A 25,647-nucleotide genomic window follows, 5' to 3' on the forward strand; every position below is an offset into this window, starting at 1 on the left:
CGCGGCGCCCACGCATCGATTGAGCGAAACAGGAGTGCCCATGAACGGCCCGCTCGCCTCCCTGAAGATCCTCGACTTCTCCACCCTGCTGCCGGGGCCGTTCGCCTCGTTGCTGCTGGCCGACATGGGCGCCCAGGTGTTGCGCGTGGAGTCGCCCACGCGCATGGACCTGGTGCGCGTGCTGCCGCCGCACGTGGACGGCACCTCCGCCAGCCACGCCTACCTCAACCGCAACAAACGCTGCATTGCTCTGGATCTCAAGCAGGCCGAGGCGGTGGAGGTGGTGAAGCAACTGGTGCAGGAATACGACATCGTGCTGGAGCAGTTCCGCCCCGGCGTGATGGACAAGCTCGGCGTCGGTTACGAGGCGCTCAAGGCGATCAACCCGAAGCTGATCTACGTATCGATCACCGGCTACGGCCAGACCGGGCCGCTGCGCGACCGCGCCGGGCATGACATCAACTACTTGGCCCTGGCCGGCGTGGCCAGCTATACCGGCCGCCGCGAGACCGGCCCATTGCCGCTGGGCGTGCAACTGGCGGACATTGGCGGTGGTTCGCTGCATGGTGTGATGGGCCTGCTGGCGGCAGTCATCCATCGGCTACAGACGGGTGAGGGGCAGCAGGTCGACGTGAGCATGACCGACTGTGCCTTCAGCCTGCACGGCATGGCTGGCGCCGGCTATCTCGCGGCGGGAGTGGAGCCGGAGATGGAAGGCCTCGCGCTCAACGGTGGCAGCTTCTACGACTACTACCGCACCCGCGATGGCCGCTGGTTCTCGGTAGGCAGCCTGGAACCGCAGTTCATGCAACAGTTCTGCGCCGCCATCGGCCGCCCGGAGCTGGCCGCGCGCGGGCTGTCGCCCAAGCCGGAAGAGCAGCAGGCGCTCAAGCGTGAAATCGCCATCGAGTTCGAGAAGCAGGACTTCGCTCACTGGCAGGAGCGCTTTGCCGCGCTGGACGCCTGTGTCGAGCCGATGTTGTCCCTGGCCGAGGCGGTGGAGCATCCGCAGTTGCGTGAACGGGGTGTGGTCACGCAGGTGCCCAACGGCAAGGGCGGGGCGCAACGGCAGGTGGCCTGCCCGATCCGTTTCTCCGCCGGCCTGCCCGAGCCACGCCATATCGGCGCTGCGCTGGGAGCGCACACGGCGCAGGTGATGGCGGAACTGGGTTACACCGACGAACAGGTTGCTGCGCTGAAGGCGGCCAAGGTCATCGTCTGAGCAGCATCACTCGCGGCGGGTTTCGCCGGTGAATACCAGGGTGGCGCGGCACCGCCGGCAATAGTAGCGGCGGCCCTGGGCGACCAGGTTGTGACGCTGGGAGGAGAAGGGGAATTCGTTTCCCTCTCCACAGTGACAGCGATACAGGTAGCGGGTGGAGCGGCGACGCTTGATCTCGTAGGTGTGGCAGCGGTCCGGCGGCAAGCCGTAGATGCCGCGCATGATCAGTTGCCACTCCTCGCCGTGGGGGCGAATGCGCGGACCGAACATCTGGTGGGCGATCAGGTGCGCCACTTCATGGGCCACGGTCTGCTGCAGGAAGTGTTCGTGGTTTTCCCGGTACAGCTGCGGGTTGAATCGCAGCAGGTTTTCATCCAGGTGGGCGACGCCGGCCTTCTGGCCGCGTAGCCGGAAGCTCACTTCCGGGCGGGGAAAGCGCCGCTGGAAGAAGGCTTCGGCCTGCTGGTAGCAGGCTTCGACGCGAGCGTTGAGCTGTTCAGGCATACAGTGGTTCTCCGACGGGGCAAGATTATGCCGCAGTCGGCGCGCCGGTGGAGGATTTCTCGCGGCCGCTCGTCCGGGGTGCAGCTTCAGGCAAGCCGGACGAGTTTCAGGCAAGTGCCGCTCTCTGCAGGAGCGAGTTTGCTCGCGAACCCGTTCAGGAGGTGAAGTCGGCGGCTCGCTCCTGCGAGGAGCCCAAAAGAAACCGGGCCACAAGGGCCCGGTTTCTTCTGCAGAGTGTGAGATCAGGTGTATTCCGGGCCGACGCCGCTGCCCCAGAGGATGACCGACAGGGCCATCATCGCCACCAGCACCACCAGTCCTACCGCCAGCACGGAGCTGGAGAACAGGAAACCTTCATCCTTGGGAATGTTCATGAAGGTCGGGATGCCGACATAGAGCAGGTAGACCGTGTAGCAGATCGCGGCGGTGCCGATGATCATGCCCAGCCACAGGTGCGGATAGAGAGCCGCCAGGCCGCCGATGAACAGCGGAGTTGCGGTGTACGCAGCAAAGACGATGCATTGGGTCAGTGATGGCGACGCGTCGTACGTACGAGCCATCCAGTGGATGAAGGCGCCCATCACGGCGACGCCGGCGAGCATGGCGATGTAAGTCATGATGGTCAGCTGGATCGCGCTGGCGGCCGTCAGCTTGACCGGTCCCGCATTACCCAATACCCAGCCGACCTGCGTGGTGCCGATGTAGGCGGAAATGACCGGGATGGCAGCGAGGATCAGGACGTGGGTCAGGTACATGTGGCTGATGGATTCTTCCTCGCCACGGATGTCCTGCCATTCCTGATCGGGATGGGTGAAGAGCCCCCACACATGATGGATCATGTCAGCATTCTCCTCTTCTTATAGAAGGTCGCCCCCCAGCGAGGCGCCAGGTACGCGTAGCCAGCGTCATCCGGTGCCCGGCCGACCTATGCGACCTTAAGTCGCAGTATAGGAATGGCTGCAAGCCACGTCGTCCGTGGGTTTAGAGCAAATGGAAGTTTCACGGGCGGCTGTAATAGCGCTCCAGAATTTCCATCGCCTTGTTGATCGACTGCAACCGAGTGGTGCTGCCGCCGCGATCAGGGTGGTGCTGGCTCACCAGTTGGCGGTAGCGCAGCTTGATCAGCGCGTAATCCACCGGGCCGTCTTCCAGCTCGAAGAGTGCCAATGCCGCGGCTTTTTCCTCGTTGCCCTGCATGCGCGTCCAGAAGCTTTCCAGCAACTTCTCCACATCGCGCTCGGTGGTTTCCTTCAGGTGTTTTTCATCGAGGTAATAGGCGCGCAGCGCGTCCTGTTCGCCGAGAGCCTGCACACCCTGCATATAAGGAGAGAGGCGAATCTGCAGCGGACCGATCTCCAGGTGCGCGGCACCTTCTCCCCAGAGCTGGTCACGCAGTCGATACAGCGCGTTGAACACCATGAAATGGGTGCGGAACAACACCAGCTTGTCGGTCAGCGGCAGGTTGGGCACGCGGGTGGAGTGCCGAGCCTTCAATTGCTGGATCAGCTGGAATTCGGAGATTCCTTCAGGCGCTTCCCGTAGCAACTGCAGGAGCTGGTCCGTCAGTTCGAGGGAAGGATCGAGATCGTGCGTCATGCTGTCAGATTAGCAGCAGCCCGATAGAGGGGCTGGGGTACGCGTCGCTTTGCGCGTAAAATGACCGGCTTTTCGTCTTGCCCTTTGGATTCCAGAGCACCATGGCCAGCACCCTTTCGGTCAATCAGAACAAACTGCAGAAACGCCTGCGCCGCCAGGTTGGCGAAGCGGTCACCGACTTCAACATGATCGAGGACGGCGACAAGGTGATGGTCTGCCTGTCCGGCGGCAAGGACAGCTACACCCTGCTGGACATCCTGCTGTACCTGCAGAAGGTCGCCCCGATCCAGTTCGAGATAGTCGCGGTGAACATGGACCAGAAGCAGCCCGGCTTCCCCGAGCACGTGTTACCGGCGTACCTGGAGTCCGTCGGGGTGCAGTACCACATCATCGAGAAGGACACCTACTCGGTGGTGAAGGAGAAGATCCCGGAGGGCAAGACTACCTGCTCGCTGTGCTCGCGCCTGCGCCGTGGCACCCTCTACACCTACGCCGATGAGATCGGTGCAACCAAGATGGCGCTGGGGCACCACCGCGACGACATCCTGGAAACCTTCTTCCTTAATATGTTCTACGGCGGCACCCTCAAGGCCATGCCGCCCAAGCTGCTCTCCGACGACGGCCGCAACGTGGTGATCCGCCCGTTGGCGTACTGCAACGAGAAGGACATCGAAGCCTACTCGGTGCTCAAGGAATTCCCCATCATCCCGTGCAACCTGTGTGGTTCGCAGGAGAACCTGCAGCGCCAGGTGGTCAAGGAGATGCTGCTGGATTGGGAGCGCAAGTCGCCGGGCCGCACCGAGATCATGTTCCGCGCCCTGCAGAACGTGGTGCCGTCGCAATTGGCGGACCGCAACCTGTTCGACTTCAACAGCCTGCGCATCGACGAGAGTGCCACCCCGCGCTTCCTCGACGTGATGAACCTCTGATCCCCGTAAAGAACGAAAGCCCGCAAGGACGCCCGATGCGCGACTACCAGTGGTTGTACGAATACTGTCTGAACCGCTTTGGCTCGGTCGAGGCGCTGGAAGCACGCTTGCCCCAGGCCAGGTCGCCGGCGGAACTGGTGGAGGTCGGTGATGATCGCTACCTGTCGCTGATCAGCCTGCGCATCTTCCGCGCCGGGCTCAAGCACAGCCTGGTGGACGCCAAGTGGCCGGCCTTCGAGGAGGTCTTCTTTGGTTTCGACCCGGAGAAGGTCGTGCTGATGGGCGGCGAGCGCTTGGAAAACCTGATGCAGGACGCCCGGCTGATTCGTCACCTGGGCAAGCTCAAGAGCGTGCCGCGCAACGCCCAGTTCGTCCTGGACATTGCTCGTGAATACGGCAGTTTCGGCAAACTCCTGGCCAGTTGGCCGTCCAGTGACATCGTCGGTCTCTGGAAGCTGCTGGCCAAGCGTGGTAGTCAGTTGGGCGGCATGTCTGCGCCGCGTTTCCTGCGCATGGCCGGCAAGGATACGTTCGTCCTCGGCGACGATGTGGTTGCCGCGCTCAAGGCTCAGGAGATAGTCGACAAGGCGCCCACCAGCCAGAAGGATCTGGCGTTGGTGCAGGCTGCCTTTAATCAATGGCAGGAACAAAGCGGCCGTCCGCTGTGCCAGATTTCCATGATGCTGGCTTTCACGGTCAACCACTGATACGCGGTCCCGCCGCGGAGGAGGGCGCATGGACTCGGCGATCGAACGTACTGGCGCGGCGCTGGCTCGCGCAGAACGCATCCTGGTGATTACCGGTGCCGGGCTCTCCGCCGACTCCGGGATGCCTACCTATCGCGGCCTGGGCGGCCTGTACAACGGCCGGACGGCAGAAGGTGTGCCCATCGAAGTGGCGATCTCCGGGCCGATGCTGCAGAAGGACCCGGCGCTGTGCTGGAAGTACCTGGCGGAACTGGGCAAGGCCTGCCTGGGCGCGCAGCCCAACGCTGGTCATGAGGCCATTGCTGAATTGCAGAGGCTCAAGCCGGAATGCTGGGTGCTCACCCAGAACATCGATGGTTTCCACCGGCGCGCTGGGTCGCCGGCCGAGCGACTGATCGAGATCCATGGCGAACTGGCGCCGCTGTACTGCCAGTCGTGTGGGTTGGAAAGCGCCGAGCTGGCAGGGCACCTGGATGGCCCGCTACCACCGAAGTGCGCGCGCTGTGCAGGTGTGCTGCGCCCGCCGGTAGTGCTGTTCGAGGAGATGTTGCCGGAAGAGGCCATCAATACGCTCTATGCGCAACTGCGCAAGGGTTTCGATGCTGTTCTGCTGGTCGGGACCACCGCGAGCTTCCCGTACATCATCGAGCCCGTGCTGCGAACTCGGGATGCTGGAGGCTTCACCGCCGAGGTGAATCCGGGGCTGACTGACCTGAGTTCGGTGGTCGAAGAAAGAATGGTGGGTCGAGCCTTAGACATTATGCCGCGCCTGCTGAGTCACATTCCGCGATAAAAAACTTGCATTGGCCCCATTGAGCGGGCAAATTAGCCCGCTAATAAATGGAGCTAATGAGACACGGTCGTGCCCATGCTTAAACGCTTAGCACCCCTCGTGCCCATGAGTTTCGTTCTGCTGCTGGCAGCTTGCGCCAGCCATTCGCCGGAATCGCAGCCGAACCAGGTCGCTTCAGCACCTGCCACTCGAGCCGCCTTCCAGGTTAATCAGCACAAGATAGTGCTGGAGAATGAGTCGCAGGACGAGGGGGCCAAAAACGATAACGGCAGTTCGACTGCCCATGTATCCGACATTCTGGACCGCGCTTTCTCGCTGATCGGTACGCCGTACCGCTTTGGTGGAAAGTCGGAGCGGACCGGCTTCGATTGCAGCGGCTTCGTGGGCTATCTGTTCCGCGAAGAAGCGGGCATCAGCCTGCCGCGTTCCACGCGGGAGATGATCAACATGGATGTCCCGCTGGTCTCGAAAGAAGACCTGCAGCCGGGCGACCTGATCTTCTTCAACAACCGTGGTCGCGGTCGGGTCAGCCATGCCGGCATCTATATCGGTGACGGACAGTTCATCCACTCTGCCAGCCGCCGTGGCGGCGGTGTGCGCGTGGACAGCCTGGACGAGAGTTACTGGCGCCTGAGCTACATGGAAGCCAAGCGCGTGCTCGAACCGGGTTACGAGCCGAAGACGGTGACGCGCTAAACTTAAAGTTTTACTTTAAGTATTGCGCTCAAGTCACTGTTGGTACAAAGTGATGGCACTCCTTGACGGGATGCCATCACATGCTCGTTCCTCAGCGCATCATTCTCCTCGCTATTCTTGCCTCGCTGGCTGCCTGCGCCAGTCGCACTCCGCCTGCGCCGCCTCCCGTAGTGCGCGCTAACGCTGCTCCCGTCTACAACACCCAGGCTGCCGACGATGTTCTGATCCGTGCCATTGGCCTGGTCGGCACGCCATATCGCTGGGGCGGTAATACGCCGGATAGCGGATTCGATTGCAGCGGCCTGATCGGCTACGTCTATCGCGATGCCACCGGCCTGATGCTGCCGCGTTCCACTCGCGAGATGATTTCCATGCGTGCGCCGACCGTTGGCCGCGAATCCTTGCAGAGTGGCGACCTGGTGTTCTTCGCTACCAGCGGTGGACGTGGCGTCAGTCATGCGGGTATCTATGTCGGGGAAGGGCGCTTCGTTCACGCGCCCAGAACGGGCGGGACCGTGCGCCTGGACAGCCTTGATAGTGCCTATTGGCAGAAAGCCTTCCTGGAAGCCAAGCGCGTCCTCGCCGTGCAGAGTCTCGCCCTCCATCCCTGATACTTAGGAGGGCCCATGACCACCCGCACGCTGAACCTCGACGACTCGCTTTATCAGTACCTGCTCGACGTTTCCCTGCGCGATTCGCCAGTGAAGGCACGATTGCGCGCCGAGACGGCCAGGTTACCGATGTCTCGCTGGCAGGTCGCTCCGGAGCAGGGGCAGTTCCTCGCGCTGCTGGTCGGGCTGACCGGCGCGAAACGAATCCTCGAGATCGGCACCTTCACTGGCTATAGCGCCCTGTGCATGGCCGAGGCGCTGCCCGACTGCGGCCATATCCTCTGCTGCGACCTGCCGGGTGAGTACAACGACATCGCGCGCAGCTACTGGCACGACGCTGGCGTCGACTCGCGCATCGAGCTGCGGCTCGGACCTGCACTGGCCACCCTGGAAGCCCTGGTTGCAGGCGATCAGCAAGGCGCTTTCGACCTGGTCTTCATCGACGCCGACAAGGCGAATTACCTCACCTACCTGGAGCACGCGCTGGCTCTGCTGCGTGTGGGCGGGCTGGTGGTCTTCGACAACGTACTGTGGAGTGGACGAGTGTTGGAGGCCAACCCGGAGAGTGCGGATACCCGCGCGATCCAGCAACTCAACCTGGCCTTGAAGGTGGATGAGCGAGTGGACTATTCGCTGGTGCCGATTGGCGATGGCATGAGCCTTTGTCGCAAGCGTTGAAAAACCTTGGGCCAAAAAAAGGCACGCCGTGAGGCGTGCCTTTTTTCGTTACTGCGGCCTGGGTCAGGCAACATCCACCAGAATCACTTCGCTGTCTTCGAGTGCGGTGACCTTCACCACGGCCTCATCGGCGATTGCGGCGCCGTCACGGGCCAGTAGCTCGATACCGTTGACCTCGACCTTGCCCACCGCCGGAACCAGGTAGCCCCGGCGATTGCCGCCAAGCTCGTACTCGGCAGTCTGGCCTGCCTTCAGGGTGGCGGCGACCAGGCGGCCTTCGGCGCGGATGCGCAGGGCGTCGGCGTCGTTTTCATAGCCGCTGGCCAGGGTTACGAAGCGCCCGGCGCGATCGCCCTTCGGGAAGGGCTTGGCGCCCCAGGACGGTGTGCCGCCGCGTACCGAAGGGATGATCCAGATCTGGAAGATCTTGGTGACATCCTTCTCCAGGTTGTACTCGGAGTGCACGATGCCCGAGCCCGCGCTCATCACCTGTACGTCACCCGCTTCGGTGCGGCCCTTGTTGCCCAGGCTGTCCTGGTGGGTGATCGCGCCCTGGCGGACGTAGGTGATGATTTCCATCTCGCGGTGCGGGTGCGGTGGGAAGCCGGTGCCCGCGGCGATTTCGTCATCGTTCCAGACGCGGAGGTTGCCCCAGTCCATCCGCTCGGCGTCGTAGTACTCGGCGAAGGAGAAGTGGTGCTTGGCGTTGAGCCAGCCGTGGTTGGCACCGCCGAGTTGCTGGAAGGGTCTGCGTTCGATCATGACTTAGTCCTCGTGGGGCGCGGCTGGCCGGTGGGCCAGTCCGCGCGGTTCATGGGACTATCTTCTCTCGCAGATGATCGATAAAAAAGCGCAAATATCGGCAGATATAGATCGATTAATTCGATTCTATTCGGCGGCGCGCCTGTCGCCCTGATCGAGGAATTTGCTGAGGAACTGGCGGGTGCGCTCTTCCTTCGGGTGGGCGAACAGCGCTTTGGCATCGCCCTGTTCGACGATCACGCCTTTGTCGATGAAGATCGCCCGGTTGGCGACGTCGCGGGCGAAGCTCATCTCATGGGTGACGATGACCATGGTGCGCTTTTCCTGGGCCAGGCCGCGGATGGTCGCCAGGACCTCTCCGACCAGTTCCGGGTCCAGTGCCGAAGTCGGTTCGTCGAAGAGAATCACGTCCGGCTGCATGGCCAGGGCACGGGCGATGGCGACGCGCTGCTGCTGCCCGCCGGAGAGGCGCTTAGGATAGGAGTCTTCCTTGCCGGCCAGCCCGACCTTCGCCAGCAACTGGCGGGCGCGCTCGATGGCTTGGGCGCGCGGCTCCTTTTTCACGATGATCGGGCCTTCCACCACGTTTTCCAGCGCGGTGCGGTGGGGGAACAGGTTGAAGTTCTGGAAGACGAAACCCACGTGCTGCCGCAGCTTGCGGATCAGCCCCTGCTGACCGCTGAGCGGCCGCGAGGCGTCGATGAGGATGTCGCCGACCTTGATGGTCCCGCCGTTGGGCACCTCCAGCAGGTTCAGGCAGCGCAGCAGGGTGGTCTTGCCCGAGCCACTGGGGCCGATGATTGCGACCACTTCGCCGGGCTGGACGGTCAGGTCGATGCCCTTGAGCACCTCCTGGCCGCGGAACTGCTTGGTCAGCTGGCGGACTTCGATCATGCGTCTTGCTCCCGGTCGTGGCGGTTGACCCGATCTTCCAGGCGGTTCTGCAGGTGCGACAGGATGCTCGCGAGGATCCAGTAGATCAGCGCCGCGGCGAGGTACATGGTGAAGACCTCGAAGGTGCGCGCGGTGATCAACTGGGCCTGGCGGAACAGTTCCGGGACCTGGATGGTCGCGGCCAGGGCGGTGTCCTTGACCAGCGAGATGAAGCTGTTACCGAGCGGCGGCAGGGCGGTGCGGGCAGCCTGCGGCAGGATGACCCGGCGCAGAGTCTCGGCGCGGGTCATGCCGATGCTGGCGGCGGCCTCCCATTGGCCCTTGTCGATGGAGCCGATGGCGGCACGGAGGATTTCGCAGACATAGGCGGCCATGTTCAGCGAGAAGCCGATCAGAGCCGCCGGCAGCGGGTCAAGTTCGATGCCGGCCTGTGGCAGGCCGTAATAGATCATGAAGAGCTGGACCAGCAACGGCGTGCCGCGGAAGAACGACACGTAGATGCGCGCCAGCCAGCGCACGGCAGTGAATCCGTAAAGGCGCATCAGTGCCAGTACGAATCCGAGCAGTAGTCCGAAGAACATGCCGCCTACGCTGAGGACTACCGTGAAGATCGCGCCCTTGAGCAGGAAGGGCGCGGAATCCAGCGCAAGCTGCAGGCTTTCTTCGATCATTGGGTGACGTCAGCCTGGAACCATTTCTCCGAGAGTTTCTTCAGCGTGCCGTCGGCGCGGAATTTCTCGATAGCCTTGTTCAGCGCTGCGAGCAATTCCGGGTTGCCCTTGCGCAGGGCGATGCCGGCTTCCTGGCGGGCGAAGGGCGCGCCAGTGAGGGCCATGGCGCCCTTGGTCTTGTTGACCATGTCGAAGGCGGCCAGACGGTCGACCAGAATCACGTCGATGCGGCCGCTGCGCAGGTCCTGGAATTTGGTCGGGTCGTCCTCGTAAGTACGCACGTCAGCTTGCGGCACGTGTTCGCGCAGCCATTGCTCGTAGTTGGTGCCCAGGCCCACGCCGACTTTCACGCCCGCGAGTTTTTCCGGCGCGTCGTATTTGCCTTCGTCACCCTTGCGCACCAGCGCCTGGATGCCTGAAACGGTATAGGCCTCGGAGAAGTCGTACTTCTTCTTGCGCTCTTCGGAGATGGTCACCTGGTTGATCACCAGGTCCAGGCGCTTGGACTCCAGCGCGGCGAGGATGCCGTCCCACTTGGTCGGCTGCAGCTTGGCGGTGACGCCCAGTTCCTTGGCGATCAGCTCGGAGAAGTCGACTTCGAAACCGGCGAGCTTGCCGTTTTCGTCCTGGAAGCTGAAGGGTGGGTAGGTGCCTTCCAGGCCCACGCGCACCTGGCCTTTTTCCTTGATCTGGGCGAGCAGGTCGTCGGCGGCCTGGGCCTGGCCGAAGAGGCCGGCGCCGAGGGTGAGGGTCAGGCTGGCAAGCAGGAAATGGCGTCGCAGTGCGGAGAAGGTCATGGTGGTCCCCGTTTTTGGTGTTTTAAGCAGGTTAGTCAACGCGTGGCGACTATAGGGTCGGAATCGTTATGCAATAAAATAATAAAAAATTACATGCCTAGTTCTGGTTGGCATGTAGGTCAAGTCGCCGAATGATAGGCGAACAATGCCGGCGAACCGCCGGTGTGCAGGAAGAGGAGAGGTCCGGGTTTTACGAAGCGATCCCGGCGGATGCCGTCGAGCAATCCCGCCATGGCCTTGCCGGTATACACGGGGTCCAGCAGTAGGCCCTCCTGGCTCGCCAGCAGGCGGATCGCATCGAGCGTCCCGGCATTGGCTTCGCCGTAGCGCGGGCCAAAGTACTGGTCCCACAAGTGCACGGTCGGCACCTCCTGCGCTTCGTGGCTGAGCAGTTGCAGCGTGCGCTCAACCAGTCCTTCCACCTTTGGCCTCTGTGCCGCATCGGTGCGCGAAACGGTCACGCCGATCACGTCCAGCTGCGGCAGCGCATCGGCCAGTGCGATCGCAAGGCCTGCATGGGTGCCGGCGCTTCCCGAGGCGAGTACCACGGCGGAGAACTCCTGGCCGCTGGCCCGAACCTGCTCGGCCAGCTCCAGCCCGGCGCGTACGTAGCCCAGGGCGCCCAGCGCGTTGGAGCCGCCAATGGGTACGATGTAAGGCTTGCGACCCTCGCTGAGCAAGCGTTCACCGGTGTGTGCCAGCAGCTCGTCCGCGCTATCGAGGTTGGGCACGAGTTCGATGTCGGTGCCGAACAGGTCCAGCAGCAGGCGGTTGCCGTTGCTCAGGTAATTGCGATCCTCGGTGCCGATGGGGTTTTCCAGCAACGCCACGCAGCGCAGGCCGAGCTTCGCCGCAACGGCGGCGGTCTGGCGCACATGGTTGGACTGGATCGCGCCAGCGGTGACCAGCGTATCGGCGCCGGCCTTCAGTGCATCGGCGGCGAGGAATTCCAGCTTGCGCACCTTGTTGCCGCCCAGGGCGAAGGGTGTGGTGTCGTCACGCTTCACATAAAGTTCGCGGCCCAGGGATGTGGACAGGCGTTCCAGCTTTTCCAGCGGCGTCGGGCTGCCGGCCAGGTCGAGGCGGGGAAAGCGGGCGAGGGCTTCGCGAAGGGCGCTCATGAAGGATTCTCGATATGGCAGCGGAGTCGTCACGATAGAGCGCGGAAACTCCTCTCGCAATCTGCCGAGCGGCCGCTTGACGCCGGGCTGCACGGGAATGTCGCGTGACAATCCGCCATCTCGCCCTGGGAATCTCCGGAGGCTGTGAATCAATGTGCGGACAGCGGCTCGGCGAACCGCTACGCTCCACGCTCAGATCCGGAGTCTTCAACCGGGCGATAACGAAAACAGGAAAACCAGGGCGGGAAATCCGATGACTTCAGCAGTACTTTCACGCGCTTCGATGCAACGCTGGACGTTCCGGTTGCTCGGCGCACTGGCCCTGATGCTGGGGCTGAGCAGCCCGGCGCTGGCTGACCGGGTGATTCCCTCGGGGATGATGGTGGGCTTCGTCGACAGTGCGGTGTATCCGGTGATCACCCTGAAACGACCGAAACCGAGCCTGTTACGCCGGGTCATCACCATCGGCCTGTATGAAAAGACCATCAGCTATCCGCTGTCGGTGTCCATCCGTATCCGCGACGAGACCAATCGCTTCATGGTTTACGGCATGCTGCCGAAGATCACCGGGAAGTTCGTCGGCATCAAGATGGGCCTGGATAGCCGGATCAGCCAGATCTGGGTGATGACCGAGGCGGAAGCGACCGAGTACGTGACCCGCCCGGACACGCTCTTCCCACCGAGCTGATGGCATCTCCTGCCGAACTGAACGCTCTGCCTGCACCACTCGTGCGGGCAGGCAGCCGGAAGAGGGCGACATCGGCTATCATGTGCGCCGTTTCGACACTTTCAGAACCGGTCTACCCATGACGTCCTCCCAGCAACCACCCCGCGACGACAGCGCCGACAACGCGCAGGAACAACCCAAACTTTCCCTGGCCGAGCTGGCCAAGGCTGCGCTTGCTGCACAGAAGCAGGCCGCGTCCGCCTATCAGCACCGCAAGGCTCACGACAAGGCCGAGTTCCGCCCGCCGCACCCGCGCGGTTCGCGTCGCTCGATGGGCAAGCGCTGAGGCAGCCTCTCATCTGAAACTCCGTCAGCCAGCGCTCTTGCGGGGAGCGCAGGCTGAACTGCGACGACCGTTTCAGGTCGTATTCGCATCTGCCGGGCCAGGTCGGCTGGCAATTTCCCGCTCTCGCGAACACGTCAAGGATCGACAGCTGCGCACCCCTATGCCATGGCTGGAGGGGCGCCTCGCGTCAAAGGAGAATCAATGAAAGTCCTCGTTCCCATTTTCTCGCTGCTGGCGCTGGCCGGCTGCATCACCATGACCGGCAACTACGAAGTCAGCGCTCACGACGAGTCCGGCAAGGCCCTGAGCAATGGCAAGTTCCTCGCCCACGGCAGCGGCATCTACACCGTGCGCAACTCACTGTGCTCGGTCTACCCGAAGGCCATCGTCACCATCAGGGACGTGGAGTCGGACCAGGAACTGGAAGGTGAAAGTCCTTACCACTGTCGTTGATCCGCGTGATGGCGGCGCCAGGCCTGGGCCGCCATCTCTCAGGAGTCAATGCTGGTCTTTCAGCAGTTCCCCGCAGCGCTGCCGGACATCTTCGTCAGGGTCTGACTGCTGGCATTTGCGAAGCGTAGGCAGTGCGTCGCCCGGCCAGATTTCCCGCGGCCAGGCCGAGATTGCCTTGAGCGCCATATTGCGGTTGCGCACTGTCGGGCTTTGAAGACCCGTGCGAATCAGGTCCCAGCCTTCGCCGGGGAAGCGGTCGAGGTCCTGCAGTATGACGTCGAGTTCACTGTGCTGACGGTACGCCGGGCCCAGCCCAAGGGTCTTGCCCGGACCACTGGCAATGGCGGCCAGATCCAGTTGCTGTCTCGCCAGGTCCAGTACTCGCTGCATGCGCTCGTTGTCATCCGTTTGCATCAATTGGTACCAGTGCTCGTCGCGTCCTTCGGCCTGACGCAGGAAGAGCGGCTCCCAGATGTCCAGATCAAGCCGTCGTGCAGCGGATATTCCCTGCCAGGCCTGCTGTCGGTCGCCCTGTTGGAGCGCCGCCAGTACTACTCTTGGCCAGGCGGGGTCGTTGATGAAGTCCTGCGCTCGGGCAGTCAGGCGTTGGCGCGCCTGGGGTGTCCAGCCGGACTGTGCCAGGGTGTCCCAATCTTCATCGCCTTTCAGAAACTCGAGAATCTGTCCGGTGGTTTCCAGTGATTGCAGAGAGTCGCTCCGGCGATTGGTCACTTGCAGGAGATAGCTGTCACAAGCCCAGGCACCGTCGGAGTAGTCGCGAATATCACGGGCAGGGCCCCCGCACAGCAATGCGGAGAGGATTTCCCCGGCAGAGTTCAGCAACTCGTCATCCAGTCCGACGGTAGGTACCGAGAGCGCGGCGGCCAACTGCCCACCGACCGCGCAGCTATAGGCGAGGTATTCGTACATCACACCGTTGCGATACCCCTCTCGCAGTAGCCAGTCTCTGATCTGCAAGTTGTGCGTTCCTGCCAAGCGCTCTACCAGATGGATGCGTCCCCAGGCATGCACCTTGCGGGCAAGCTGCCACTGTTGCTGTTCCGCCTCCGTCGAGGGCAGCAGGTTCCCCAGCGCCACGGCTGCGTACAAGGTGAACTCTTCATGCAGGCCGAGTGTGGTTAGGATGTCGACATGACTCCTGTTTCCCAGAACTCCCAGCATCGCCATGGCGAATTTCACCGGGGCGCGGTCGGGGGCTTCGGTTGCCAGCCAGAGCGACAGCGACTCCAGTTTGTCTCTGCTGATACCAGGGTAATCGGGCAGGCGCTCGATCAATGCGTCGAGAAATTCCAAGGGAGAGGCGCGGCAAAGGTGTTCGTACAGCGTGTTCGTGGCAGGAGAGTCGGGGCTGTCGCAAGCCGCGCGCAGTTCGCCCAGCAGTTGCTCTACCTCCCCCGATTGCCCGGTATTGCCATGGTGGCCAAATACGCCATCCAAGGCACCGGCGCCCCAGCGCAATTCTCCTTCTGCCGTGGGAGCTTCATCCGGCAGCGTCGTTGCGTCGTCGGGAAGACCGTCAGGCTGGTCCGCGAAGCGGGTGAGAAAACCGTAGAGGCTCTGGCGCTCCGCGGGCCAGGCTTCCAGGGGGCGGTCCTGAAGAAGGACCACATTGGTGTCGGTTGTCCCTGCTGGGCGTCCCAGCAATCTGCGGAGCCAGACGTTCATGTCCATATGCGAACTTCCGTGCCGGTGAAATCCTGCAAGCTTGAGCCATTACACGACAAGCGCACAACCTGCCTGGGCCGGACGTGATGCGGTTGTCTTCAGGCTACCGGGCGCTGCCATCCTGTGGGCGATTCAATTGCCCCTGCTGCAAAGTCCATTGCACTACCTGCGCGGAAAGCTGATCGGCGGCCTTGCCGAAGGCGCTGACCACTTCGGGCACCTGTTTGCCGTCCACCGGCTGGCTGACCTCGAAGCTGCGCGAGGCGACGATGCGCTGGCCGAGGGTGCGTACCAGGCGGGCGTCGTAGCGGATGTGGATCACCGGTTTGCCGTTCTGGTACTCGCTCTGGAAGGCGCGTAGCTCGCCCGTCAGGTCGAGGTCGGCTTGCAGGCTGGTTTCGTCGCTACTCAGGGCGCGGATGCTGCCGTTGGCGGTGAAGGCGTCGAGCAGGCGGTCACGCAACAGGCCCGGCGCACGGTTGCTCCAGCGTGCCCCCTGGTAGCTGCTCAGCTGGTTGCCCTGCGGGACCACGGCGATGCGGTTGCTGTCCAGCGCCAGGCTGGCGGTAGGCGCGCTGACCCGCAGCGACCAGTTCACCGCCGCGCTGCCGCGCGCGGGTTGCTGGGTGGCCGGCAGCAGGTAGAAGTCCGGGCTTTCCGCTTTCGGCAGGATCGAGCAGGCGCCCAGCAGACCAACCAGAGTGGCGACGCCGAGGAGGCGGGGAAGGGCGGTCATGGCTGGAACTCCTTGTTGCGCTCGCGGCCGAGCAGGTAGCCGGTGGGGTTCTCCTGCAGGCGACGGGTGACGCCGCGCAGGTCTTCCAGAGTGGAGCGCAGTTCACGGATCGCCGGGCCGATCTCGCCCAGGCCATTGAGGCCGCCGTTCACCGAGTCGTAGTTGCTGTTCAGCAATTGCTCTACCCGTTCGCTGCTGGCGCGCAGGGACGCAAGGGTCTTCTGGGTGTCGTCGAGAATCGTCTGGCCCTTGCCGCCCAGGGTCTGGTTCGCGCGGTCGAGCAACTGGCTGGCATTGGCCAGGGTGACGCGCGCCTGCTCGCTGGCGGCGGCCAGTTCCTTGAAGGTCCGACGGATGTCGTCGCGCTGTTCGGCGACCACGCCGGTGGCCTGGTCGATGTGGTCCAGGGTGCGGCTGATGCGGTCGACGTTCTCCTGGGAGAACATGCGGTTCACGTTGTTGATCAGGTTGTTGATGTTGGTGGCGATGTCCTCGCCGTTGGCCAGCAGCTTGGCGAAGGGCGACGGGATGGTCTTGATCACCGGGATTTCGCCATCCTTGGCCTCCAGTGGCGGGCTGTCCTGGCCGGCGCTGGAGAGCTGGATGATGGCCTGGCCGGTGACGCCGGTGAGCGCCAGCTTGGCGCGCGTGTCCTCGCGAATCGGCGTGCTGTCGTAGACGCGGATGCGCGCGCGAACCTTGCGTGGGTCGTTCGGGTCCAGGCGCAGCGAGACCACGTCGCCGACGCGGATGCCGCTGTACTGCACGGTGCCGCCTTCGGACAGGCCGGTCACCGCCTCGCTGAAGATCACGTCGTAGATCTTGTAGCGCTGGTCGTTGCTCGATTGTGCCAGCCAGAGCGCGAAGAGCAGCGCACCGATAGACACCACGAGGGTGAACAGGCCGATCAGCACGTGATGGGCACGGGTTTCCATTCAGCTTTCCTCCTGCAGGTGTTCGGTGGCCTGCAGCGCGGCACGGCCGCGTGGGCCGTGGAAATAATCCTGTACCCAGGCGTCGTCGGTCTGGGCGACCTGGTCCAGCGGCCCGACCACCAGCACCCGCTTCTGCGAGAGCACGGCGACGCGGTCGCAGATGGTGTAGAGGGTGTCCAGGTCGTGGGTGACCAGGAACACGGTGAGACCGAAGGCGTCGCGCAGGGTCAGGATGAGTTGGTCGAAGGCCGCCGCGCCGATGGGGTCGAGGCCGGCGGTGGGTTCGTCGAGGAACAGGATGTCCGGGTCCAGCGCCAGGGCGCGGGCCAGGGCGGCGCGCTTGACCATCCCGCCGGACAGTTCGGCGGGATACTTGGCCCCTGCGTCCGGCGGCAGGCCGGCGAGGGAAATCTTCACCTTGGCCATGAACTCGGCGTCGCTGCGCGACAGGCCGGCGTGCTCGATCAGTGGCAGGCAGATGTTCTCGCTCACGGTCAGCGAGGAGAACAGCGCGCCGTTCTGGAACAGCACGCCAAAGCGCCGTTCGAGCTTCGAGCGCTCCAGCGGCGGCAGCGCTGGCAGGTTCTGCCCGAACACGTGGACGCTGCCTTCGCTGGGCTGGCGCAGGCCGATGATGCTGCGCAGCAGTACTGACTTGCCGGTGCCTGAGCCGCCGACCACGCCGAGTATCTCGCCCTTCATCACATCGAGGTCGAGATGCTCGTGCACGGCGTGGGTGCCGAAGCGGTTGGCCAGGTCGCGGACGACGATGATCGGTTCGCTCACCAGCCCATCTCCATGAAGAACAGCGCGAACATCGCATCCAGCAGGATTACCACGAAGATCGACTGGACCACGCTGGAAGTCGTGTGCTCGCCCACCGACTGCGCGCTGCCGCTGACGCGGAAGCCTTCCAGGCAGCCGATCACGGCGATGATGAAGGCGAATACCGGGGCTTTGACGATGCCGACCAGGAAGTGCTGCACGGCGATGTCGTTCTGCAGCATGTAGAGGAACATGCGTGGCGAGATGTCCAGACTCAGCGCGCAGACCACGCCGCCGCCGAAGATGCCGGAAATCATCGCCAGGAAGGTCAGCATCGGCAGGGTCAGCAGCAGCGCCAGCACGCGCGGCAGCACCAGCAGCTCCACGGGGTCGAGGCCCAGGGCCTGGATGGCGTCGATCTCCTGGTTGGCCTTCATCGAGCCGATCTGCGCGGTGAAGGCGCTGGCGGTGCGGCCAGCGAGCAGGATCGCGGTGAGCAGCACGCCGAATTCACGCAGGAAGGAGAAGCCCACCAGGTCGACGGTATAGATCTGTGCGCCGAATTTCTGCAGGACCGTGGCGCCGAGGAAGGCCACCACCGCGCCGACCATGAAGGTGAGCAGGGCGACGATGGGCACGGCGTCCAGGCCGGTTTCTTCCATATGCGCGGCTAGTGCGGTCAGTCGCCAGCGACGCGGCCGGAACAGGTTGCGCACCAGGGTCTGCAGGGTCAGGCCGATGAAGCCGAGTACGCCGATCAGGTGGTCCTTGAACGTCAGGGTAGCGACGCCGATGCGCTCCAGCACATCGACCAGCGCGTTGCCCGGTGCCGGGCCCTTCTCGTCCAGCCGGCACTGGGTAATGGCGCTGCCCACCGTGCGCAGCAGCGCCTGGCGCTCGGCGGGGAGGTTGCGGGCAATCTGGTCGAGCTGGCTCATGCGCGCGCCGCCGATGATCTCGGCGAGCAGCGCGGCGCCGGCGGTATCCAGCGCGCCAAGGCCGGCGAAATCCAGCTCGGCGGGGGACTCGGCGTTGCGCTGGGCGGCGACCTGGGCTTGCAGCGTGGCGAAGTGCGCGAGTGTCCAGTCGCCGCTGATGTGCATCAGGGACGGGGTCGCGGAGGTGTCGAGCTGAAGCTGGCCGGGTTGGGCAGTCGTCGTCATGATTCGCATTCTAGCGAAGTTGAGCGGCCTGACCACTTGACTTGTGTGACCCTTTTTAGAGCCCTGGCGGTTCTGCAGGCGGGCCCCGGCGACAGTCTGTTCAATTGACGCCCCAGCCCGCCAGCCACTAAGCTGCGCGCCTGCTTCAGGTGCCCGCGGCGCAAGTCGAGGGTGAAACAGGGAAGCCGGTGAATTCGATGCGCAATCGAGCATTCCGGCGCTGCCCCCGCAACGGTAAGCGAGCTTCGAACCGCATCCGCCACTGTGCCACTGGCATGGGAAGGCGCGGTTCTTTCGGAAACGCCAGGCGCTTCCACTCGCAAGCCCGGAGACCGGCCTGCTGCATCGCATGGCATCGCGGGAGGCGCTGTCGACGCAGGCCATGTGCGCCGCGCGTTGCCGTCCTCCGCCTGCCCCGACTGGTCAGTGCCGCGCGGGTGAGAGCGGCGGAGAATCCTTCAGGTGAATTCCCTGTTTCCCAAGCCGACGGCTTTCGCGCCGAGCGGCTTTTACCGCATGGCGCCGACGCATGCCGGCGGTTCGTTCCTGCCCATCCCATTCTCCGCTCGCTGCCGCCCGGCCAGCGAGCTGGCGCCTGCGCGCTCCCTTTCTAGAGGCAAACCCCATGACTGAATCCCCTGAAAAGGACGAACGCCACCGTTCGCGCATGCAGCGCAAGAAATCGGTGATCGACGAGAAGATCGCCCAGGCCCAGGGTGAACGCGGTGTGTTCCTGGTCAACAGCGGCAACGGCAAGGGCAAGAGCAGCTCGGCCTTCGGCATGGTCGCCCGCGCGCTGGGCCACGGCATGAAGGTCGGGGTGGTGCAGTTCATCAAGGGGGCTGCGACCACCGGGGAGGAGGCGTTCTTCCGCCGCTTCCCCGAGGAAGTCAGCTTCCATGTCATGGGCGAAGGCTTTACCTGGGAAACCCAGGACCGCCAGCGCGACATCGCCAAGGCACAGGCTGCCTGGGATGTGGCATGCCAACTGCTGAGCGACCCGCAAGTCGGCCTGGTGGTGCTGGACGAGGTGAACATCGCCCTCAAGCACGGCTATCTGGAGCTGGACACTGTGCTCGCCGACATTGCCGCCCGCCCGCCGATGCAGCATGTGGTCGCCACCGGCCGTGGCGTGCTACCGGAGATGGTAGATGCCGCCGATACCGTGACCGAGATGGGCCTGGTGAAACATGCCTTCAAGGCTGGCATCAAGGCGCAGAAAGGGGTGGAGTTCTGATGCATCCCGTTGTGGCGGAGCGCGCCCGATGACCTCTCGCCAATGCCCTGCACTGCTGATCGCCGCTCCCGCCTCCGGGCAGGGCAAGACCACCGTGACCGCTGCCCTGGCGCGCCTGCACACGCGCCTCGGGCGCAAGGTGCGGGTGTTCAAGTGCGGCCCGGACTTCCTCGACCCGATGATCCTCGCCCGCGCTAGCGGCGCGCCGGTCTATCAGTTGGACCTGTGGATGGTCGGCGAGGGCGAAAGCCGCCGGTTGCTCTGGGAGGCGGCCGGTGAGGCCGACCTGATTCTCATCGAAGGCGTGATGGGCCTGTTCGATGGCTCGCCCTCGGCCGCCGATCTTGCGCGGCGCTTCAACGTGCCGGTGATGGCGGTGATCAATGGCCAGTCCATGGCCCAGACCTTCGGCGCGATGGCCGTCGGCATGGCCACCTACCAGAGCGACCTGCCGTTCTCCGGCGTGCTCGCCAACCGCATCGGCAGCCAGCGCCACCGCGACCTGGTGCGTGACAGCCTGCCGGAATGGATTCGCTGGTATGGCGCGCTGCCGCGCGACACCGAGGTCGAGTTGCCCAGCCGTCATCTCGGGCTGGTGCAGGCCGACGAACTGGCCGACCTCGACGCACGCCTGGACGCCGCCGCTGATGCCCTGGCCGCCAGTGCCAGCACCGAGTTGCCGGCGCCGGTGAGCTTCGCCGCGCCCGAACCGCGTAGCGAGTCTTCCCGCCTCGACGGCGTGCGCATTGGCGTGGCGCGAGACAACGCCTTTGCCTTCCTCTATCAGGCCAACCTCGATCTGTTGCGCGAGCTGGGCGCCGAACTGGTGTTCTTTTCGCCGCTGCGTGACGAATTACTGCCGGAGGTGGACAGCCTCTATCTGCCCGGCGGCTACCCGGAGCTGCACCTGCAAGCGCTGGCCGACAACCGCGCCATGGCCCAGGCGATTCACGCCCACCACGAGATGGGCAAGCCGATCCTCGCCGAGTGCGGCGGCATGCTCTACCTGCTCGATGCCCTGACCGACGTAGCTGGCGAGCGTGCGGAGCTGCTGGGCCTGCTGCCGGGTGAGGCGCGCATGCAGAAGCGATTGGCCGCGCTGGCGTTGCAGGCCGTGACGCTGCCCGAAGGTACCCTGCGCGGACACACCTTCCACCATTCGTTGCTCGACAGCACTGAAGTACCGCTGGCCCGTGGCGTCTGCCCGAACGACAAGCCGGTGGCCGAAGCCGTGTTCCGACGTGGCCGTCTCACGGCGTCCTACATCCACTTCTACCTGCCATCCGATCCGGATGCCGCGGCCGCATTCTTCAGACCATGACCGACCACGCCTATAGCCCCGAGGAACGCGCGGCGCTCTACCGCGCTATCGCCGAGCGCCGCGACATGCGTCATTTCAGCGGTGGCGAGGTGCCGCCCGAATTGCTCGCGCGCCTGCTGGAAGCTGCCCACCAGGCGCCGAGTGTCGGCTTGATGCAGCCTTGGCGCTTCATCCGCGTGACGTCCAGAGACGTGCGCCAGTCGATCCACCAATTGGTGGAAGAGGAACGCATTCGTACCGCCGAAGCGCTGAGTGAGCGCTCCGATGAGTTCATGAAGCTGAAGGTCGAGGGCGTGCTCGACTGTGCCGAGGTGCTGGTGGCCGCACTGATGGATGGCCGCGAGGCGCATGTCTTCGGTCGCCGCACGCTGCCGAACATGGACCTGGCCTCGCTGTCCTGCGCCATCCAGAACCTCTGGCTGGCTTCCCGTGCGGAAGGGCTGGGCATGGGCTGGGTGTCGCTGTTCGACCCTGCCGCGCTCGGTGACCTGCTTGGCCTGCCAGACGGTGCCGAGGCGGTGGCAGTGATCTGTCTGGGGCCGGTCAGCGAGTTCTATCCCGCACCGATGCTGGCCCTGGAGGGCTGGCGCCAGCCGCGCTCGCTGGACGAGTTGGTGTTCGAAAACCGCTGGGGAGAGAAGGCATGAGCCTGGCCTTGCTGAGCGTCCTTGGCGTGGCGCTGGACGTCCTGCTAGGCGAGCCGAAACGCTGGCATCCGCTAGTGGCGTTCGGGCGGTTGGCGGATCGGCTGGAACGAAGGTTCAATCGTTCTCGAGTGGCCGACAGCGCCGAAAAGCTCCCTTTCCCTAACCCTGGCTGCGCGCCCCGCTCCGAAGGGAGAGGGGATCAATCGGAGCAGGCGGACACGGTGGTGTCAGCCGGCACATTCAATTCCCTCTCCCTTCAGGGAGAGGGTGTATCAGCGAGCACCATTACGCCCAAGAGCGACACCCCCGGCCTCGGCTGGCGCAGCCATGGTGTCACCGCGTGGATCATCGCGGTCATTCCGCTGACCCTCATCGCGCTGTTGCTGAGTCTTTTGCCCTACGTCGGCTGGATCGTCCAGGTGCTGGCGCTCTACGCCGCGCTGGGCCTGCGCAGTCTGGGCGAACACGCCGATCCGGTGGTGCTGGCGCTGCGTAGTGGCGACCTCAACGAGGCGCGCCTGCGCGTGGGTTACGTGGTCAGCCGCGAAACTGCCGAGCTGGACGAAACCGCGGTGGCCCGCGCGGCCACCGAGTCGGTGCTGGAGAATGGCAGCGACGCGGTCTTCGCGGCGCTGTTCTGGTTCGCCGTGGCGGGTGCTCCGGGCGTGGTGCTCTACCGCCTGAGCAACACCCTCGATGCCATGTGGGGCTACCGCAATGCGCGCTTCGAACGGTTCGGCTGGGCCGCGGCGAAGATCGACGATGTGCTCAACTACATTCCCGCCCGGCTGGTGGCGCTGACTTACGCGCTGCTGGGCCACACCCGGCTGGCCCTGCGCTGCTGGCGCACGCAGGCGCCAAAATGGGACAGCCCCAACGCCGGCCCGGTGATGGCGGCCGGCGCGGGGGCTCTGGGCGTGTCGCTCGGCGGCTCCGCCCGCTACCACGGCGAACTCCACGAACGCCCGCAGCTGGGCGAAGGCCCGGCGCCGACTGCCGTGGATATCTGGCGCGCGCTTGCCCTGGTGCGTCAGGGCGTGTTGTTGTGGTTGCTGATCATCCTGATTCTGGGAGTGCTCTGATGCTCGAACATGGCGGCCGGTTGCGCAAAGCGGCGCAGCAGTACGGAATTCCGCTCTCCGAGTGGCTCGACCTGTCCACCGGCATTTCGCCCTGGCCCTGGGCGTTGCCCAGCGTGCCGACGGCAGCCTGGATGCGCCTGCCCGAAGACAGCGACGGCCTCGAAGCCGCCGCGCGGCGCTACTACGGCGCCGAGAAGCTGCTGGCGCTGCCCGGCAGCCAGGCGGCGATCCAGCTGCTGCCGCGTTTGCGCCGGCCGGGCAAGGTCGGCGTGGTCTCGCCCTGTTACGCCGAGCACGCCGAATCCTGGCGTGCCGCCGGGCACATCCTGCGCGAAGTCAGCGACCAGGAAGTTCCTCATCACCTGGAGCGTTTCGACGTGCTGGTGGTGGTCAACCCGAACAACCCCACGGGGAAGCGCATCGAGGCTGGCGTACTGCTGGAATGGCACGCGCGCCTTCAGGAACGCGGCGGCTGGCTGGTGGTGGACGAAGCCTTCATGGACTGCACGCCCGAGCACAGCCTGACGCCCAGTTGCGCCAGCCGTCCGGGGCTGATCGTGCTGCGCTCCTTCGGCAAATTCTTCGGCCTGGCTGGCGCGCGGCTCGGCTTCGCCTTCGCCGAGCCACGCCTGCTGGAAAGCCTGGCGAAGCTGCTCGGCCCCTGGGCGGTGAACGGCCCTACGCGCTGGGTTGCCCAGGCGGTGCTGGGCGAGTTTCAGGAGCAGATCCAGCGGCGCCGCGACCTCAATGAAGCGAGTCGGCGCCTGGCTGGCCTGCTGGGCGAGCACGGCTTCGCGCCCCAGGGCGGCACGGCGCTGTTCCAGTGGGTGGTGTCCATGCGTGCTCACGCGCTGCGCGACCATCTGGCGCGCCAGGGCATTCTCGTGCGTCTGTTCGAGACGCCCGGCAGCCTGCGCTTCGGCCTGCCGCCGGACGAGAAGGGCTGGGAGCGCCTGGAACATGGCCTGCGTACCTTCAACCAGATGGAGAGCCTGCGGTGACGTCGCCCAGCGCACACAGCGCGACCTTGATGGTGCAGGGCACCACTTCGGATGCCGGCAAGAGCACGCTGGTGACGGCGCTGTGCCGCTGGCTGCGCCGCCAGGGCGTGGCGGTGGTGCCGTTCAAGCCGCAGAACATGGCGCTCAACAGTGCGGTGACCGCCGACGGCGGCGAAATCGGCCGCGCCCAGGCGGTGCAGGCGCAGGCCTGCCACCTGGCACCGCACACCGACATGAACCCGGTGCTGCTCAAGCCCAACAGCGACACCGGCGCCCAGGTGATCATCCATGGCCGCGCGGTCACCAGCATGAACGCGGTGGCCTATCACGACTACAAGCGCGTGGCGATGCAGGCGGTGCTCAAGTCCCATCAGCGCCTGAGCGCGCAGTACCCGGTGGTGATGGTGGAAGGTGCGGGCTCGCCGGCGGAGATCAACCTGCGCGCCAACGACATCGCCAACATGGGCTTCGCCGAGGCAGTGGACTGCCCGGTGATCCTGATCGCCGATATCGATCGTGGCGGCGTGTTCGCCCACCTCGTGGGCACCCTGGAGCTGCTCTCCGAGAGCGAGCGGGCGCGGGTGAAGGGCTTCGTCATCAACCGTTTCCGTGGCGATATCGCGTTGCTGCAGAACGGCCTCGACTGGCTGGAAGAGCGCACCGGCGTGCCCGTACTGGGCGTGCTGCCGTACCTGATGGACTTCCATCTGGAAGCCGAGGATGCCATCGACACCCGCCAGGCCGCCAAGACCGGCGAGCGACTGCGTGTCGTCGTGCCGGTGCTGCCGCGCATCAGCAACCACACCGATTTTGATCCGCTGCGCCTGCACCCGCAGGTGGAGCTGACTTTCGTCGGCCCCGGCCAGCCGATCCCACCGGCGGACCTGATCATCCTGCCTGGCTCCAAGAGCGTGCGGCCGGACCTGGCCTTTCTCCGTGAGCACGGCTGGGACGTGGCGATCCAGCGCCACCTGCGCTACGGCGGCAAGGTGCTGGGTATCTGCGGTGGCCTGCAGATGCTCGGTCGTACCCTGGCCGATCCGCATGGGCTGGAAGGTGCGGCGGGGGAGAGCGAGGGGCTCGGCCTGCTGGACCTGCGCACCGTGCTGGAACCGGAGAAGCAACTGCGCAACGTCAACGGCCGGCTGGCGCTGGAAGACGCGCCGGTGAGCGGCTACGAGATTCACGCCGGCGTCACCGAAGGCCCGGCGCTGGCCAATCCCGCCGTGCGCCTGAGCGATGGCCGTGCCGATGGTGCGTTGAGCGACGATGGCCAGGTGCTGGGCACCTATCTGCACGGGCTGTTCGAGTCCTCCGCCTCCAGTGCCGCGCTGCTGCGCTGGGCCGGGCTGCGCGAGGTGCAGCAGATCGATTACCACGCCCTGCGCGAACGCGACATCGAGCGCCTGGCCGACCAGGTCGAGGCGCATCTGGATACCGAAAAACTGAGGGCGTTATGCGGACTGCAGGGCGCATGACCGTTCGCGGTTATCCCCCATCCCGCCTCGCCGTGAAGTCGACGAATAACGCCGGAGACACGCTTTCTTGTAGGAGCGAGCTTGCTCGCGAACCGCATGACTCCGGCGTGACCGGAAACCTCTGTTCGCGAGCAAGCTCGCTCCTACAG

Annotated in this window: 29 protein-coding genes and 1 riboswitch; of the genes, 16 read left to right on the top strand and 13 right to left on the bottom strand. The window is 64.7% G+C overall.

Annotated features, from left to right (window positions below; all coding sequences use genetic code 11):
* The first annotated feature begins 40 nt into the window (after positions 1 to 40).
* Positions 41 to 1,222, top strand: a complete 1,182-nt coding sequence (locus A6723_RS14440; protein ID WP_054907439.1) for a CaiB/BaiF CoA-transferase family protein — start codon at positions 41 to 43, stop codon at positions 1,220 to 1,222.
* Between the two features lie 6 nt (positions 1,223 to 1,228).
* Here the strand turns inward: A6723_RS14440 and A6723_RS14445 are convergent, their stop codons facing one another.
* The 3 genes from A6723_RS14445 to A6723_RS14455 all read right to left on the bottom strand — a co-directional run bounded on the left by A6723_RS14445 (position 1,229) and on the right by A6723_RS14455 (position 3,322).
* The gene (locus A6723_RS14445; protein WP_024764595.1) at positions 1,229 to 1,726 is read right to left on the bottom strand and encodes a SprT family zinc-dependent metalloprotease; all 498 of its coding nucleotides are present in this window, start codon (positions 1,724 to 1,726) and stop codon (positions 1,229 to 1,231) included.
* A gap of 242 nt (positions 1,727 to 1,968) precedes the next feature.
* Positions 1,969 to 2,565 carry a Yip1 family protein gene (locus A6723_RS14450; RefSeq protein WP_024764594.1) on the bottom strand — a complete coding sequence of 199 codons (597 nt, stop codon included), beginning with the start codon at positions 2,563 to 2,565 and terminating at the stop codon, positions 1,969 to 1,971.
* 160 nt (positions 2,566 to 2,725) lie between these two features.
* Positions 2,726 to 3,322 (bottom strand): DNA-J related domain-containing protein, encoded by a 597-nt coding sequence (locus A6723_RS14455; RefSeq protein WP_054907440.1) that lies wholly within the window; start codon positions 3,320 to 3,322, stop codon positions 2,726 to 2,728.
* Between the two features lie 101 nt (positions 3,323 to 3,423).
* Between A6723_RS14455 and ttcA the strand changes: the two genes are divergently transcribed.
* From ttcA to A6723_RS14485, 6 genes are all read left to right on the top strand, one after another.
* Positions 3,424 to 4,251 (top strand): tRNA 2-thiocytidine(32) synthetase TtcA, encoded by an 828-nt coding sequence (gene ttcA / locus A6723_RS14460; protein WP_054907441.1) that lies wholly within the window; start codon positions 3,424 to 3,426, stop codon positions 4,249 to 4,251.
* Positions 4,252 to 4,286: 35 nt separating this feature from the next.
* Complete coding sequence (locus tag A6723_RS14465; protein ID WP_054907442.1) at positions 4,287 to 4,958, top strand: DNA-3-methyladenine glycosylase I; 672 nt, start codon at positions 4,287 to 4,289, stop codon at positions 4,956 to 4,958.
* A 28-nt stretch (positions 4,959 to 4,986) separates the two neighbouring features.
* Positions 4,987 to 5,751 (top strand): NAD-dependent deacylase, encoded by a 765-nt coding sequence (locus tag A6723_RS14470; RefSeq protein WP_054907443.1) that lies wholly within the window; start codon positions 4,987 to 4,989, stop codon positions 5,749 to 5,751.
* A 69-nt stretch (positions 5,752 to 5,820) separates the two neighbouring features.
* Positions 5,821 to 6,447, top strand: coding sequence for a C40 family peptidase (locus A6723_RS14475; RefSeq protein ID WP_139092981.1), 627 nt, complete (start codon positions 5,821 to 5,823; stop codon positions 6,445 to 6,447).
* A gap of 80 nt (positions 6,448 to 6,527) precedes the next feature.
* Entirely contained in the window at positions 6,528 to 7,058 is a 531-nt protein-coding gene (locus A6723_RS14480) for a C40 family peptidase (protein ID WP_054907445.1), read from the top strand.
* Between the two features lie 15 nt (positions 7,059 to 7,073).
* Complete coding sequence (locus A6723_RS14485; RefSeq protein WP_054907446.1) at positions 7,074 to 7,736, top strand: class I SAM-dependent methyltransferase; 663 nt, start codon at positions 7,074 to 7,076, stop codon at positions 7,734 to 7,736.
* A 63-nt stretch (positions 7,737 to 7,799) separates the two neighbouring features.
* Here A6723_RS14485 and A6723_RS14490 read toward each other — a convergent pair whose 3' ends face one another.
* From A6723_RS14490 to A6723_RS14510, 5 genes are all read right to left on the bottom strand, one after another.
* Positions 7,800 to 8,498 carry a pirin family protein gene (locus A6723_RS14490; protein ID WP_054907447.1) on the bottom strand — a complete coding sequence of 233 codons (699 nt, stop codon included), beginning with the start codon at positions 8,496 to 8,498 and terminating at the stop codon, positions 7,800 to 7,802.
* 126 nt (positions 8,499 to 8,624) lie between these two features.
* Positions 8,625 to 9,392 carry an L-cystine ABC transporter ATP-binding protein TcyN gene (gene tcyN, locus A6723_RS14495; RefSeq protein ID WP_054907448.1) on the bottom strand — a complete coding sequence of 256 codons (768 nt, stop codon included), beginning with the start codon at positions 9,390 to 9,392 and terminating at the stop codon, positions 8,625 to 8,627.
* Positions 9,389 to 10,060: a cystine ABC transporter permease gene (gene tcyL / locus A6723_RS14500; protein ID WP_024764585.1), complete on the bottom strand. Its 672-nt coding sequence runs from the start codon at positions 10,058 to 10,060 to the stop codon at positions 9,389 to 9,391. Before tcyL ends, tcyN begins: the two co-directional genes overlap by 4 nt.
* Entirely contained in the window at positions 10,060 to 10,860 is an 801-nt protein-coding gene (gene tcyJ, locus A6723_RS14505) for a cystine ABC transporter substrate-binding protein (RefSeq protein WP_024764584.1), read from the bottom strand. Before tcyJ ends, tcyL begins: the two co-directional genes overlap by 1 nt.
* A 119-nt stretch (positions 10,861 to 10,979) precedes the next feature.
* On the bottom strand, positions 10,980 to 11,981 hold the full coding sequence (locus tag A6723_RS14510) for a D-cysteine desulfhydrase (RefSeq protein WP_054907449.1): 1,002 nt from the start codon (positions 11,979 to 11,981) through the stop codon (positions 10,980 to 10,982).
* A gap of 283 nt (positions 11,982 to 12,264) precedes the next feature.
* Here A6723_RS14510 and A6723_RS14515 point away from each other — a divergent pair, with 283 nt between their 5' ends.
* The 3 genes from A6723_RS14515 (at position 12,265) to A6723_RS14525 (ending at position 13,447) form a co-directional block, all read left to right on the top strand.
* Positions 12,265 to 12,669 carry a hypothetical protein gene (locus A6723_RS14515; protein WP_233299125.1) on the top strand — a complete coding sequence of 135 codons (405 nt, stop codon included), beginning with the start codon at positions 12,265 to 12,267 and terminating at the stop codon, positions 12,667 to 12,669.
* A 118-nt stretch (positions 12,670 to 12,787) separates the two neighbouring features.
* The gene (locus tag A6723_RS14520; RefSeq protein ID WP_054907451.1) at positions 12,788 to 12,994 is read left to right on the top strand and encodes a hypothetical protein; all 207 of its coding nucleotides are present in this window, start codon (positions 12,788 to 12,790) and stop codon (positions 12,992 to 12,994) included.
* A 201-nt stretch (positions 12,995 to 13,195) separates the two neighbouring features.
* Positions 13,196 to 13,447, top strand: coding sequence for a hypothetical protein (locus A6723_RS14525; protein ID WP_054907452.1), 252 nt, complete (start codon positions 13,196 to 13,198; stop codon positions 13,445 to 13,447).
* Positions 13,448 to 13,492: 45 nt separating this feature from the next.
* Here A6723_RS14525 and A6723_RS14530 read toward each other — a convergent pair whose 3' ends face one another.
* From A6723_RS14530 to A6723_RS14550, 5 genes are all read right to left on the bottom strand, one after another.
* Positions 13,493 to 15,139: a hypothetical protein gene (locus A6723_RS14530; RefSeq protein WP_054907453.1), complete on the bottom strand. Its 1,647-nt coding sequence runs from the start codon at positions 15,137 to 15,139 to the stop codon at positions 13,493 to 13,495.
* Positions 15,140 to 15,236: 97 nt separating this feature from the next.
* Positions 15,237 to 15,869 carry an ABC-type transport auxiliary lipoprotein family protein gene (locus A6723_RS14535; protein WP_054907454.1) on the bottom strand — a complete coding sequence of 211 codons (633 nt, stop codon included), beginning with the start codon at positions 15,867 to 15,869 and terminating at the stop codon, positions 15,237 to 15,239.
* The gene (locus A6723_RS14540; protein WP_054907455.1) at positions 15,866 to 16,804 is read right to left on the bottom strand and encodes an MlaD family protein; all 939 of its coding nucleotides are present in this window, start codon (positions 16,802 to 16,804) and stop codon (positions 15,866 to 15,868) included. The genes A6723_RS14535 and A6723_RS14540 overlap by 4 nt, the downstream gene beginning before the upstream one ends.
* The gene (locus tag A6723_RS14545) at positions 16,805 to 17,590 is read right to left on the bottom strand and encodes an ABC transporter ATP-binding protein (protein ID WP_054907456.1); all 786 of its coding nucleotides are present in this window, start codon (positions 17,588 to 17,590) and stop codon (positions 16,805 to 16,807) included.
* Positions 17,587 to 18,732 (bottom strand): MlaE family lipid ABC transporter permease subunit, encoded by a 1,146-nt coding sequence (locus A6723_RS14550; protein WP_054907457.1) that lies wholly within the window; start codon positions 18,730 to 18,732, stop codon positions 17,587 to 17,589. The genes A6723_RS14545 and A6723_RS14550 overlap by 4 nt, the downstream gene beginning before the upstream one ends.
* A gap of 130 nt (positions 18,733 to 18,862) precedes the next feature.
* A riboswitch (cobalamin riboswitch) is annotated at positions 18,863 to 19,088 on the top strand.
* A gap of 269 nt (positions 19,089 to 19,357) precedes the next feature.
* Here A6723_RS14550 and cobO point away from each other — a divergent pair.
* The 6 genes from cobO to A6723_RS14580 are packed head-to-tail and all read left to right on the top strand — an operon-like array spanning position 19,358 to position 25,498.
* Positions 19,358 to 19,969, top strand: coding sequence for a cob(I)yrinic acid a,c-diamide adenosyltransferase (gene cobO, locus A6723_RS14555; protein WP_054907458.1), 612 nt, complete (start codon positions 19,358 to 19,360; stop codon positions 19,967 to 19,969).
* A gap of 28 nt (positions 19,970 to 19,997) precedes the next feature.
* A complete protein-coding gene (locus A6723_RS14560; protein WP_054907459.1) occupies positions 19,998 to 21,290 on the top strand; it encodes a cobyrinate a,c-diamide synthase in 1,293 nt (430 codons plus the stop codon).
* Positions 21,287 to 21,937: a 5,6-dimethylbenzimidazole synthase gene (gene bluB, locus A6723_RS14565; RefSeq protein ID WP_054907460.1), complete on the top strand. Its 651-nt coding sequence runs from the start codon at positions 21,287 to 21,289 to the stop codon at positions 21,935 to 21,937. Before A6723_RS14560 ends, bluB begins: the two co-directional genes overlap by 4 nt.
* Positions 21,934 to 23,019 carry an adenosylcobinamide-phosphate synthase CbiB gene (gene cbiB / locus A6723_RS14570; protein WP_054907461.1) on the top strand — a complete coding sequence of 362 codons (1,086 nt, stop codon included), beginning with the start codon at positions 21,934 to 21,936 and terminating at the stop codon, positions 23,017 to 23,019. Before bluB ends, cbiB begins: the two co-directional genes overlap by 4 nt.
* Positions 23,019 to 24,020 carry a threonine-phosphate decarboxylase CobD gene (cobD, locus tag A6723_RS14575; RefSeq protein WP_054907462.1) on the top strand — a complete coding sequence of 334 codons (1,002 nt, stop codon included), beginning with the start codon at positions 23,019 to 23,021 and terminating at the stop codon, positions 24,018 to 24,020. Before cbiB ends, cobD begins: the two co-directional genes overlap by 1 nt.
* 29 nt (positions 24,021 to 24,049) lie before the next feature.
* Entirely contained in the window at positions 24,050 to 25,498 is a 1,449-nt protein-coding gene (locus A6723_RS14580; RefSeq protein ID WP_054907492.1) for a cobyric acid synthase, read from the top strand.
* Positions 25,499 to 25,647: the final 149 nt, after the last annotated feature.

The organism is Pseudomonas sp. AU11447, assembly GCF_001672555.2.
In the GTDB taxonomy this organism is placed as follows: domain Bacteria; phylum Pseudomonadota; class Gammaproteobacteria; order Pseudomonadales; family Pseudomonadaceae; genus Pseudomonas; species Pseudomonas nitroreducens.